General features: G+C 46.6%; 15 protein-coding genes. 11 read left to right on the top strand and 4 right to left on the bottom strand.

Annotation, left to right across the window (positions count from 1 at the left end; genetic code table 11):
• The first annotated feature begins 34 nt into the window (after window positions 1–34).
• The 4 genes from WD467_00255 (at window position 35) to WD467_00270 (ending at window position 5,126) form a co-directional block, all read left to right on the top strand.
• Window positions 35–646: a hypothetical protein gene (locus WD467_00255; protein ID MEX2452332.1), complete on the top strand. Its 612-nt coding sequence runs from the start codon at window positions 35–37 to the stop codon at window positions 644–646.
• Entirely contained in the window at window positions 646–3,651 is a 3,006-nt protein-coding gene (locus WD467_00260) for a hypothetical protein (protein ID MEX2452333.1), read from the top strand. Before WD467_00255 ends, WD467_00260 begins: the two co-directional genes overlap by 1 nt.
• Entirely contained in the window at window positions 3,651–4,652 is a 1,002-nt protein-coding gene (locus tag WD467_00265) for a glycine-rich protein (GenBank protein MEX2452334.1), read from the top strand. The genes WD467_00260 and WD467_00265 overlap by 1 nt, the downstream gene beginning before the upstream one ends.
• Window positions 4,653–4,853: 201 nt before the next feature.
• On the top strand, window positions 4,854–5,126 hold the full coding sequence (locus WD467_00270) for a hypothetical protein (GenBank protein ID MEX2452335.1): 273 nt from the start codon (window positions 4,854–4,856) through the stop codon (window positions 5,124–5,126).
• Between the two features lie 53 nt (window positions 5,127–5,179).
• Here the strand turns inward: WD467_00270 and WD467_00275 are convergent, their stop codons facing one another.
• Window positions 5,180–5,533: a DUF2200 domain-containing protein gene (locus tag WD467_00275; GenBank protein MEX2452336.1), complete on the bottom strand. Its 354-nt coding sequence runs from the start codon at window positions 5,531–5,533 to the stop codon at window positions 5,180–5,182.
• Window positions 5,530–6,360 carry a hypothetical protein gene (locus WD467_00280; protein ID MEX2452337.1) on the bottom strand — a complete coding sequence of 277 codons (831 nt, stop codon included), beginning with the start codon at window positions 6,358–6,360 and terminating at the stop codon, window positions 5,530–5,532. Before WD467_00280 ends, WD467_00275 begins: the two co-directional genes overlap by 4 nt.
• 290 nt (window positions 6,361–6,650) lie before the next feature.
• Between WD467_00280 and WD467_00285 the strand changes: the two genes are divergently transcribed.
• The 6 genes from WD467_00285 to WD467_00310 all read left to right on the top strand — a co-directional run bounded on the left by WD467_00285 (window position 6,651) and on the right by WD467_00310 (window position 10,724).
• Entirely contained in the window at window positions 6,651–7,331 is a 681-nt protein-coding gene (locus WD467_00285; GenBank protein ID MEX2452338.1) for a hypothetical protein, read from the top strand.
• 221 nt (window positions 7,332–7,552) lie between these two features.
• Entirely contained in the window at window positions 7,553–8,230 is a 678-nt protein-coding gene (locus WD467_00290) for a hypothetical protein (protein MEX2452339.1), read from the top strand.
• A gap of 102 nt (window positions 8,231–8,332) precedes the next feature.
• Window positions 8,333–9,022 carry a hypothetical protein gene (locus WD467_00295; GenBank protein ID MEX2452340.1) on the top strand — a complete coding sequence of 230 codons (690 nt, stop codon included), beginning with the start codon at window positions 8,333–8,335 and terminating at the stop codon, window positions 9,020–9,022.
• A 42-nt stretch (window positions 9,023–9,064) separates the two neighbouring features.
• Window positions 9,065–9,739 (top strand): phosphatase PAP2 family protein, encoded by a 675-nt coding sequence (locus tag WD467_00300; protein ID MEX2452341.1) that lies wholly within the window; start codon window positions 9,065–9,067, stop codon window positions 9,737–9,739.
• Between the two features lie 93 nt (window positions 9,740–9,832).
• The gene (locus tag WD467_00305) at window positions 9,833–10,111 is read left to right on the top strand and encodes a hypothetical protein (GenBank protein ID MEX2452342.1); all 279 of its coding nucleotides are present in this window, start codon (window positions 9,833–9,835) and stop codon (window positions 10,109–10,111) included.
• Between the two features lie 37 nt (window positions 10,112–10,148).
• The gene (locus tag WD467_00310; GenBank protein ID MEX2452343.1) at window positions 10,149–10,724 is read left to right on the top strand and encodes a GNAT family N-acetyltransferase; all 576 of its coding nucleotides are present in this window, start codon (window positions 10,149–10,151) and stop codon (window positions 10,722–10,724) included.
• On the opposite strand, the gene WD467_00315 is transcribed toward WD467_00310, so the two are convergent.
• Window positions 10,690–11,268 (bottom strand): hypothetical protein, encoded by a 579-nt coding sequence (locus tag WD467_00315; protein MEX2452344.1) that lies wholly within the window; start codon window positions 11,266–11,268, stop codon window positions 10,690–10,692. The genes WD467_00310 and WD467_00315 overlap by 35 nt on opposite strands.
• 142 nt (window positions 11,269–11,410) lie before the next feature.
• Entirely contained in the window at window positions 11,411–11,755 is a 345-nt protein-coding gene (locus tag WD467_00320) for a helix-turn-helix domain-containing protein (GenBank protein MEX2452345.1), read from the bottom strand.
• Between the two features lie 126 nt (window positions 11,756–11,881).
• On the opposite strand from WD467_00320, the gene WD467_00325 reads away from it, so the two are divergent.
• Window positions 11,882–12,466 carry an NAD(P)H-dependent oxidoreductase gene (locus tag WD467_00325; GenBank protein MEX2452346.1) on the top strand — a complete coding sequence of 195 codons (585 nt, stop codon included), beginning with the start codon at window positions 11,882–11,884 and terminating at the stop codon, window positions 12,464–12,466.
• The last annotated feature ends 53 nt before the right edge of the window (window positions 12,467–12,519 follow it).

Genomic DNA, 12,519 nt, shown 5'->3' on the forward strand with positions numbered 1-12,519 from the left:
TGTCTCCTGGTCGGCTAATACTCAGGTTGGAGATATGATCTTGCTGATTGGGGTAATCAATAGTTCCGCTTCTTTTGATGTGAACGGATGGAATTTTACTTATGGCAGGGGAAGTTCAAGAACGGCAGTAATCTTAAGGAAGTTTGCTACTTCTTCTGGCACCAATGATTACACCTGGTCAGGATGGAATTCTTCACAAGTAAGAGTAACTACAGTAACCTTGCGCAGTACAGATGAGTACAATATAACCCGAAACTACTCTGGTGAAGATATCAGCTCTGCAAACCTGGCGGGAGAGTGGGGGAATAGTGGAGTGGCATTTATTGCTGCAGCCGATACAACAGGCTTAACCCACACAACTCCTAGTCCTAGCTACTTTGGATTTGCCTCCCCTGAGATTACTGGATACTCAGGGCCGCATACCGACCCTACTGACGGATACAGTGTAAGTTTTAACAGTAGCAACAATGCCATTGCGTCAATTGTCGTGCAATCTAGCAATAACACCACGCCGAGTCTTCCTGTACTCACTAACCCTGAGACCGCTCGCTATCAAGGTGCTTTTAATCTTGGCTGGACTTTTAATGATGCAGACGAGGATGATTCACAGTCTTCTTATTACCTAAGAATCAAGAGAAGACCGTAGTGGCTGAATATTATGTAGGGTCGTTTACCAAGCAGAATATGACTGGCAATCAGGCTTTTACCGGTATTGGATTTACTCCAAAAGCGATTATTTTCTGGAGCGCAGGTGAAGCACCAACAGCAAATGGAACATGGGGCGATCATTTATACCATACAGTAGGATTTACCTCCGGCCCGACTGAGTCTTATTCAGTATCGGGTGCATCACAGGATGCAGTTGGTACTTCGAATTCTTCTAGATCAATAGCTGCAAAGTGCATACATCGGTCTAGTGTGAGTAGCGGGACTCGTGATGAAGCGGATCTGTCTTCTTTTGATGCTGATGGCTTCACGGTTAACTGGACTACCAGTTCTGGAGCTACTTCTCCAGAAATAATGTTCCTTGCTATTGGTGGGGATGATGTCTTGGCTAGAGCAGTAAACTGGACTTCACCGACATCTACGGGTAGTAAGCCGGTGACCGGGGTAGGATTCACTTCGGATCTCGTCCTACACACCCATTCGGGTTCAGCAGGCGCACTACCCATCTCTTCACCATTAATGTACGGAAATATTGGTGCAATGGACTCATCAGGGAACGAATGGGTTAACAGTATCTATACCCAAGACGCCCAAACCACTTCTAATACTGCGCGATACCAGCGCACAGATAAGTGTCTCGCATTTTCTGATAGTACGGGTGTCAATGAAGAAGCGAACTATGCCAGTATGGACGCCGATGGCTTCACACTCAACTTTACATCTGCACTATCTTCCGCGTATCAGTGTATCTCCTTATGTCTGTCGGGTATCTCTGCTAGATCAGGTTCTTTTACACCTAATTCATCAACCTATTCGGTCTCAGGAGTAGGCTTCCGTCCTGAGGCTATGCTCTTTTCGATGACATATCAGCAGCCTAGCACGCCTCAGCCCAATGCGGCTTGGTCGCTTGGTGCAAGTGATGGTACTAATCATAGGGCCGTAGGTGTCGACGATGAAGATGCGCTTAGCACCACCTCGGCAGGCTCGATTTGGAGCAACTCAGTGGTTGCTTACAATAGTGAAACTGCAAGTTATAGGTTTGATAGGAAGAATACTGTAGCACTTGACTCTTTTGACTCAGATGGCTTTACAACTAGTAAAGTTGGTGGAGCACAAAGTGAAACCTTATTTCTTGCTCTTGGCACACCAAACGATCCACCAAGCACAACGGCTTTGGCTCCGATAGACAGGACAGCAGTTAATCTAACCGAGGGTGTAGACTTTGAATGGAGCTACTCCGACCCAGAGAGTGGCGCACAAAGTGCATGGGCACTTAAGCGCCAGAAAGATAATGGGGATGGCACCACCGATAGTGAAGAGTGGTGGCGGAATGAGGCATTAGATAATTGGAATAACCCGACACTAAACCCACCAGCTACTATGGGAGCATCTCCGGCTTCAACTGCTACAGCCTATTCGAATCAGCGTAAAATTGATCGAACTCAAAACGGTGTACTGTGGGCTATGTACTACAACTCAAGCAATGGTGCTATTTATGATAAATACTCCACTGATAATGGTCAGACATGGACTACTGGTGTCCTACCATTTTTGTCGGGCGGAACCATAAGCTACACAGGTAACTTCTCGTTTTTTATTGATATCGATGATTACTGCCATATTGTTTATAAAAATCCTTTCGACGGTTTTATCTACTACAAGAGAGGAATACCCGACGATGCTTCTCGCACTGCGTACACTTGGAGTAGTGCATTTGCAGTTCAGAACACTGATATATATTCAGACTACCCAGATATAATTGCTTTTCGCACCCCGGGATCAAGTCCTATAACTTGGGAAGTATGCATAGTAGCCTCTTGGACGAATGGTACGCTATTCGCTCAATACGAAAGACTGCATATAGCCAGTGACGGGTCTATAACTGGCGGCAATAATGATGGTCTTTCACAAAACCAAGGTATGGCCATGCTGAGCAGCGCTACTTACAGCACTAGTACACATGCATACCCGTCTATAGATTTTAATCATACTGGTGATGGTAAGACTGTAGCCGATAATACGCCACACTTGTACTCTACATGGTCGACCGGTGCTACAGGTTCAGGTAGAGGTATTAGGTTTAAGAAGGCGACTCATTCAGGTGGATCGTGGTTATGGGGCACAGAACGGGAGATCTCCTCAACTCACTATGTTGCTGCTCATAATTACTGTAACTGTATTTTTGATGGTACAAGAGTTATCATTGGGGGCAATCTTAACGATGGCGGATATTACAGTGTGGTTTTTTGGGAGCGGGACGCTGCAGATACTGTTACAACAGGCCCGATTTATGTGTTAGATAATGGAACTTCCGGGAATGACACATCAAGCTTTGCGGCACGAGGGTCAGTTACATATGATGCTGACGGTAACCTATACTTCATCGGTCTTGGGGCAGGCTCGCCCTGGAGGGTATGTCTCCAGAAGTGGGATCGGGCCACCGAGTCTGTAGAAGATCCTGTAGTTATTGATGAGTTAAATATAAACTCCTACGGTAGTGATGTCTCTCTCAAGCGCGGCTACTCTAACAACCGTATAGAATTTATCTATACTGACGGTACCAGTTCACCATACGACGTAACGTATGGCAGCATCGAGCAGCAGACTCTCCCCATTGGCTGGATAGATAGCGAAGTCTGGAACGATGGAGATGATACTTCAGTTAGTATCTCCAACTGGAGTAACGATGATGATACCTATACTTGGAGTGTAGCCACCAAAGATGATGTTGGTAGTGCCAGTTCCTATACCACCGCCAGGACCCTTAACCCCTTCCAGTGGTGGGATGCTTCTACTTCTTCCTGGGTATATATCGAAACAGAAAACATATCCTCAGACACCGAGGTAGCTGTAGCTAACCTTTCTGCTGGTAGCTATAAGTGGAGTGTAGCTACAGAGGACAGTGCTGGTGCTAAAAGCAGCTATGCTACTGAACAGACGTTTGAGATTATTCGTTTTGAGCGTTGGGGTGTGGTGCAGATTTAATGGCAACAGTAACATACGCCTCTACCGGCACCTTTTCTGTACCTGCGAATGTTTATAGCGTCCACCTTGATTGTTATGGGCATCCAGGTGGAGCCTACAGCTATAATACTCGCGGAGGCCGTGCCTACGGGGACCTTGTTGTTACTCCAGGGGAGACCTTATATATTGGGGTAAATATAGGGGCTGGCACCACCACCTCCGGCGGTAGTGGTGCTGCTTATTCCTGGGGTGGTGGATATTCGGATGTTCGTAAGGGCGGAAACACGCTTAGCAATCAAAGAGTTGTTGCGGGTGGCGGCGGCGGCCAGTCTTATACTTACACAGGGAAAGGTGGTAACGGTGGTGGTTCTTCCGGTGGAAGCGGTTCTACATCGCAGGGTGGTTCAGTTGGTGGTGGTGGAACCCAGTCTTCTGGAGGTTCTGCCTCGGGTAACGCTACCGTAGGAACCCGGGGACAGGGAGGTAACGGTGGCAGCAGTGGCGGGGCTGGCGGCGGCGGTTACTATGGTGGAGGAGGTGGCTATAATTATGCAGGTGGTGGAGGTGGCTCTGGGTATATAGGGGGAGTAACCGGCGGAAGTTATAGTACAGGGGGGAATCCAGACAACTCAGCTAAAGTAGTAATAACTTATACTCCTAACTCTATCCCTTCGACTCCAACTCCCTCAACGCCAACCAGCGGTTTGCGACAACAGGATGGCAGTATTAACTTCTCCTGGTCCCATTCCGATCCTGATGGAGATGCTCAGGCTTCCTACGCTCTGCGTAGGCAAAAGAGCGGTGGTGGTAACGAATGGTGGGATGGTACTTCCTGGGTGATAAGTGAAACGTTTGTGTCTACATCTACTCAATCAGTTTCTATTAATACTTCAACATTTGATCCTGGTGCCTACACCTGGAGCGTAGCTACCCGAGATAGCGTCGGTGCTACATCACCATATTCTTCTGCCAGAACAGTAGAGATTATTCGTTTTGAACGTTGGGGGGTGGTGCAGATATGATCCTTCTTTCGGACATGTAATTCCTAGTTTCTAGCACCTTAACGACTGAAGTAGTGTAAGCCTGATGGATGCCCTTTATGGATATTCGTAACAGGTACACTCTCTGGTGGCTCCGATAGTACTAATGGCACTTACTTCTAGGAGAAGTTGCAAAGTTCCCGATTTTTCATATATGATAATTATCAAATACGAAGGGATTGCATGATGGCTGAGACACTAGCTGAAAACCTTGGGCTTGACGTGAGAGGTGTAGAGCTTGCCCATGAAGCAAATGATGCATACGACTTACTTCAGTCCGGTATAGAAAAAGAAGCGTACATATCTACAAAATACAGAAGAAGGGTGTATACATTGCAACTAGCTCAAGAGTTGGCTCATAAAGTAGGTGAGGAAGAGACCGATCCGGCAGAAGTCAGATATAGTACAATAGTCGAGCAGGCGGGGGCACTCATCGGCCGAGAAAGATTTATTTAGTCTGGAATAGTGGCGTATATCGCCATGGTAATTCTAGCCTACAGTAAACGAGCTTACTCCTCCCGTAGTATCTTCTCCATCACCTTGCCTTTAGCTAGCTCATCAATTAGCTTATCCAAATATCGGATCTCTTGCATTAAGGGCTCTTCGATATCTTCTACGCGGATACCGCAAATCATACCCGTAATCAAACTTCTAGAAGGGTTCATCTTCGGAGCGGCGGCAAAGAAGGTTTCGAAGTCTGTCTGGTTTTCTAGCAGCACCTCTAACTCTTGCGGACTGTAGCCTGTTAACCAGCGAATGATTTCGTCTACCTCTGCCTTTGTGCGACCCTTCTTCTCGGCCTTTTTGATGTAGTGAGGGTAGACACTAGAGAAGCTCATGGTGTAGATGCGATGTTTTTTCATCCGTTCTCCTTATCTCGGTGTTTTAGAATTATCTTTAGCATCAGTGCCAGGACTAGCAGAGTGACACCGAGAAGAAATGCGCTCATGTAGGTGCTACTCAGATACGGCATGATTAGCGGGGCCATGAAGCTAACAAAGTTACCGGCTAACTCCATCGACCCTTCGCCGGTTTCCGATCGAATCGTTCCAGAGGGCGTATTGGGGTTGCTCGCAGCTATAGCCATAAACAAGATGCCCGGTAGACCGGCTAAGAGAAGCAAAACTCCGGGTGTAACTAGGCGTCCTAGGCGGTAGCTGAAGAGCACCGCCATACTCAAGAGAGCTAGGGCTATGACCGTAGCGATAGCGAGATACACGCCAATTTGCCTATGTCCAGCGCTAGTCAGAGGAGAGATTAAAACCGCATCATCTTCAATTTGGACAATTGCTTCCGTATCACTGCTTATATCCTCCGCCACTCCTCCGGCACCTACATCATAAAAGCGTTCAGCAAAAGCTGAGAATATCTTTAATCTTATCTCCCTGGGGCTCAAATTATCCAGATCTTCAGCCGTAATAGTCACGTTTACGCCACCAAAGGCGACTACCGTCTCCTCGTTAGCATCTAAATCTTGCCGTAGCTGCTCGATATCGAAATCACTATCGATGCCTTCACTAGAAGTTAAACCGGCTAACGTGTAGCTAAGAATATCGACCGCTGGTTCTTTAGCCGTGAGACGGTAACTGGCTGTTAGTAGCAATACGGTAGCAAGGAACGGCAAAGCTAGCAGGGCAAGTAGCCACTTTAAGTCGACATGCCAATAAGGATGAGTTATTGTATTTTTCACTAACCTTACTATAGCTTATTGTGCGATAACTTTTGTACCCCAGTGGCTCAGCTCACCTGCTTGATCAGCATCTGTTATTATTTTCGGTTGAGAATAGACGCTTTCGCTGCCTTCAATATGATGGAGAGGACACGGATAGACGCATTAAATCACTTTTAACCCGCGACAAGCAGTTTCTCAGAGGTAAATGAAATATTCCTGACTATATCTATCAGGCGTAGTCACTGAGAGCATTTTTGTCGGATAAGCTATTTATTGTAAAGCATGTATAGTATTGTATAATATTCTTTATGGAAGAAATAAGATTTACGTTAAGTGATGTATCGTCTGAGGAATACGACCGACTAAGACGTCAAAGCTTGGGTGAAATATCTCTAGCACTGAAAGAGAAGCATGACGAACATTTTCGTCAACTTGCTACAGACTGTGAGCCTTATGCACGTAAAGTGAATGAACTGCTTGAAACTCACGGGGGTGATGTTGCGTATCTGTATACTGGGTCTACAACGGGTGGGATAGAAGTCGATGGAGTGGTCCATGGAGAGCAGGAACCTGCAGTTAGTGTAACTGCATTTTTTGCATTCGAAACAGAGTTAGAAGGTAAGCATTCAAAGGTTACCGTGCTCGATATGAAGCGTACCTATAGCGAGTGCCATTTCAATGCACTAGTATTTGCTAGAAACGTAGAGACAGAACAGTTGCGTCTGTTTAGGGTTTCTACACAAGGATCTGAGTTATTAGATGATGGGCTCAAAATGTATTTCTTTGAAACACTTGGGTTGGACATAGTCGGTATTAGTGAGGGTGGGTATGGTTGGATTGAGATGGATATTCAAAAGCTAGTGGATGAAGTTGGAACTATGGGTGTGTCTATAAAATCCTTAGCGGATGATCAGCGTATTAGTGATTTCGTAGATATGTTCATTAGAGATGCAGAAAATGAGCCTATATATTCTGGTCTGTGGGCATAATCTAGTGAGTCATAGCTTTCCCCTTTGCTAGCTCATCGATCAGCTTATCTAGTTACGGAAGTTATGCCGAGCGATACTTGTCCTATTTTTCGTAAGTGCTCAGATTGTCCTAACGTTAACTCATAAACCCACTACAACTTGAGTAGGCAGCAGGATGATTTACAAACTTTAAAAGATGAAATTGGTAAGCCTAGTTTAAGCCGCTATACTAAATAGTAACTATGAGTGAAATAAGCCAGCCACAACTAGACGCTACCGATAGACTACTTGTCTGGGTAGTGATAATTGTTAGATTACTACTGGTGGGATCGGCTATTATCGGCTTGCTGACGCTAAACTGGCTCGAGGTGTTTGTCAGCCTAATGGTACTAGCTATGACTTACGCCGTCAGCTTCATCGAGCGCTGGCACAAGATCAACATGCCACTCGAGATAGAGGTTTATGCCGTACTGCTCATCTATGCAGCGCTATTCTTAGGCGAGATGCGCGGCTACTATGATCGTTTCTGGTGGTGGGACTCAATCATGCACTTCACCGCGGCCATAGTCTTCGGTTTTATCGGTTTCATGATCATGTATGCCATCTACCACCGCAATAAGCTTACGGCCTCGGCCGTGCTAATAGCCCTGTTCGCTTTTACCTTTTCCATGACCATCGGTGCCATGTGGGAGCTGTTTGAGTTTAGCTTAGATGAGCTCTTTGGTATGACGACCCAGCCGAGCGGACGCGATACCATGATCGACCTCTTGCTCAATGCCATCGGCGCTACTATTACCTCGGTAGTTGGATATTTCTATATCAAGACCGGCAGTACTGGTCTGTTTCGAAGACTAGTTACTAAGTTCATGCGCGATAACCCACGCATTGCTCGGGTAGTATCGAGTCGAAAGAAGACTTAACTCTAGCTAAGCTATAACTAAACCGCTAAACACTTACTGAGCCTCACCTTAATGCCGTAAGGGCTGTTGACTAATAATACAAACATTATATAAGATAACAGAATGTCAGAAAAACTATCATCTCGCCACACCGAAGCTGCGCTCATCAGCGAGCTCGACCATATTTATGGTTTGCCCCAGGAGGGCTTACGCATATTCGGTTCTATAGGACGAAGCGCACTGTATGGCACTATTTATAACGATAGCTCTCGTGAATTTACTGTTAGGCGGGAACACCCACTTGGTACTATCAATCGACCTCGAGATATCGACTTATTGGGCCTATCAGCTGCAGAAGCTGAAGGCCATAGTCCCTTCCCGGTTGATGCCACCGGAATGAAGGATGGATATGCCGCTCTAACTCGTGATCGTAATGATTGGTATCTACTGGCTACTCATCACGGTTTTGCGGAACAACTCCATCCCGACGTAATGGAACCGATTGCAGCTCAGGGACTGTACGGAGCAGCCATCCTGACTGTGCCGCTACAGACGCATCTCGGCATGCACGGGATAACTGGTTTACGTAAACGTGATGTGCTGACTCGCGACCTCATGCTAGAAGCTCATCGTGATTTAAACTTAGCAGAGCAGAAGCGAGACGAATTATACGCTCCATTTATAAAGTTAGCCCATCTCAATTCACGAGTAACTTATCTAACACTGCGTAATGCTTATCGGCGGTACATACCTAACAGTGTGCGACTCAAGGCAGTACCAATAATGCGAGTTATAAAAGGCATCCTACAGTAGACGCACTCGAACTTTTAGTTAGTTTGCATCTATACTGGTAATGTGAAATCTATACTGCTTCAACTAGCGACTGATATCAATAAACGCTCTACTTGGATACACCTTGCTATAGCTCTAGTTATATTTACTGTGCTGGCGATCGGATTTGCCCAGCTGCTGGAAGAGGTGCATGAGGGTGATACTATGTACCTAGATAAAATCGTGCTGCAGCAGATAGGGCAGAGCATTACGGACTCCTGGAATAGATTCTACTCAATTGCCACTAGATTTGGTGGCACTCCCTTCATCACCCTAGCGACTATTGTTCTACTCTACGTACTGTTGTGGCAGAGATGGTACTACAGAGCTGTCTTTATGGTAGTAAATGTAGTGGGAGCTGGAGTCGCTACTACGGCTATAAAACTATTAGTTGGTCGTGAACGACCTAGCTTGTGGGAACGGATTGTGGAGGAGACAAGCTATTCATTTCCAAGCGGTCACGCTGTCGGTAGTATGGCGCTAGCTATTAGCTTGGTCGTAATCTGCTGGCCTACTAGATGGCGCTGGTCGGTAGTGATTTTTAGTACGCTCTACGTGCTAATCATCGGCTATTCACGTCTCTATCTCGGGGTTCATTATCCAACGGATGTGATCGGTGGGTGGCTACTGGCCCTGGCTTGGGCCATGACTAGCGGTAGCCTGCTATACGGCTATGGACGGCGGAGGCGTTATGGGTAGTTGACATGCTGTTCACCCAACTCAGACCGACCTAACTATTGACAGAATACGTTCTAGAGTAGATAATCTTAAATAATTAATGAAAGTGTAACCATGAAAAGCCCAGTACTCGCTGCCATCGTCAACTTTGTCCTACCTGGATCTGCTTATATACTGCTCAAACAACGGGTACTATTTGGCGGTCTGATTTTAACTTCAGAGCTAATATACCTCCTAGCTCCTCTGCCACCTGCTGTAGCTGAGGCACTAGATCAATCCTTAGACAACTTTCAGCTTGGAGACTGGAGCTTAGCTATTACCGCCTGGCTGATCTATGCTACAGCGTTCGCGATTGATGCTTATCGACTCGCTGAAACTAATCTTTCCAGTTAGATACTAGCAACCAGGTTAAAGAACTGAGTTATTTGTGATGTCCGAGTTTGAACTAGTACCGATTACTGAAGTAGATGTAGAGAGAACTGCTACCGATCTCCATGCCTGCCTGCAAGAGCAGGAGACCTATCGGCAATTAAAACGTCATCTACCTGGCCCGCTTAGCTATGGTGAGTCGATTGAAGCAGCTGAGCAGCGCTTGATTAACAATCAGGAAATAGCCAAAGAAGACAGCCGTTTTAAGCCATTCGTGCAGCTTCTAGGTGAGCACGCTATCGGCATAGCAGTCCTAGACGAGCGATTGGAAGCTAAGCGTCGCCGCTTAATGGCCGGTATCTATATCGGTCACATCACAACCACTGGCCCTAGCACATCTAGCTGGATAGCTAGACCTTATCAAGGTAGGGGTTATGGACGGCAATCGTTGGAAGCGAGAATTAAGATCGCGACCGTAGAGAATGGACATGACGGACTTTGGACAGTAGTAGATACTGGTAATGATGTCTCTAGATGTAACGTAATGGCGCGTGGTTTCGTACCACTCTATACGGGCGGGAGCTGGGTGGGCGGGCAGACTTTCAAGGATGCGACTGTCTATCAGTACCTTGCTTAAGTGCACTAGCTTCCGGAACGAATAGGGTGCCATCACTGTGACGCCTTATCTCATCGGTGCACATTAACTCTTTGAGACGTAGATCGAGAAGTGAGGTGTCCATCTCTAAGCGAGATATAGTGACTAGATCATTACCGCGTAATGACACGCCTAAGCTACGGATGGTGTCGACTACAAGCGGGATACTAGAACTAAAGGCTATAGTATCACCGTGAAAAGGCTGACTTAGCTCGGTAACTAACCGGCCTTGAGGTACTAAAGCTCTTGAGCCGTTTGATCTATAATAGTAACGTTCCAGCCTATCGAAGGGCTTAGTATAGATAGAGAAGCGGATAGGGGTACCAGTGTCATTAAGTCTACGTAACTCATCTAGAGACCAGCCCCGACTAAAAGTATCCTCATCTGGATGGAGAAAGGCGACCTGAGACAGTGTAGCTATAGCAGTATCTAGCTCTTCGTCTTCGTGCTGACGACTGACGAGGCGCAGCAGAAAGGGCTCACTATCGACCGTCTGTCGGGGAGCTCTTTCTAAATTTCCAGACACCTTTTTGAGTAGACCTCGTTTTATTACGCTTACGCTATAATTTTTATTGTATGCTTAATCTTTGGTTTGTCTAGTACGCCTTACCCCCTACGATCTATTAGATAAGACTAGACCAAGATAGGAGGTTAGGCTGCCAAGGGGCTCAGTTAACTGCTTCGGTGTCAGTAGCTGCTATGAATTGTCTGTCGACTGTGCGAGAGAACTCGTCCACGGCAACCAGTACTGGCAATGCCGCTCGACCTTGACTAGTGAGGCGGTAGAGAACATCGGTTCGCGAGAACTCCCGCCGCTCTATCAGCCGAGCAGCTTCTAGCTTGCGTAGCTTGGCGGTAAGTGTAACCGGATTGATGTGTCCCGTTGTGCGCTGTAGCTCACAGTAGCGTAGCTCACCCTTAGAGAGGGCGGAGATTATGCGGAGAGTCCAGTAGTCACCTAGCAACCGAAGGCTGGTAGGACAGATGTTGGTAGTGGACTGAGGCTGATTCATAATAATTACTTGCTACAAAAAATATAGTAGCCTATACTCTAAAATTAAGTGCTATATAAAATATAGTAGCATTTTCGAAGTCGGTAAACTACAACTAATTGATCAAAGACTGTAACAGGAGACAATATGATAACTATCAAAGTAATCGCTGGATCAACTCGACCCGGTAGGTTTAACCCTCAAGTAGCAGAATGGGCTCAGGAGACTGCCAGTAGGTTCGATGATGAGGTTCGAATTGAGCTAGTCGATCTGGCCGAAATTAACCTACCACTGCTAGACGAATCAGTACCGGCCTCCTCAGGAGAGTACGAGCATGAGCACACCAAGGACTGGTCTAAGGTAATAGCTGAAGCGGACGGCTTCATCTTCGTTACTCCCGAGTATAACCACTCTATCTCGGCCGCCCTGAAGAATGCCATCGACTACCTCTACGCCGAATGGAGCTATAAGCCCGCCACAATCATCAGCTACGGCTCGGCTGGCGGAGGTACCCGGGCCGCTGAACATCTGCGCGGAATCTGCGCAGAGATAAAAATCTACGATCTACGTGAGCAGTTGATATTGGCTAACTACTGGGATCGTTTGGATGAGTCGGGACAGTATCAGTTTAGCGAGGGCGAGGAGACTGCCCTGGAGGCTCAACTAAATAGTCTGATATTCTGGGCAAAGCAGATGAAGACTGCGCGTGAGGAGCTAGCTCAAATAAGCTAGGGATTGCTCATATAGACTAAGCCCGACCGATTCTTCAAGAGTATATCGTTCAG

Source organism: Candidatus Saccharimonadales bacterium, assembly GCA_040903985.1.
In the GTDB taxonomy this organism is placed as follows: Bacteria; Patescibacteriota; Saccharimonadia; order QS-5-54-17; family QS-5-54-17; genus JBBDUI01.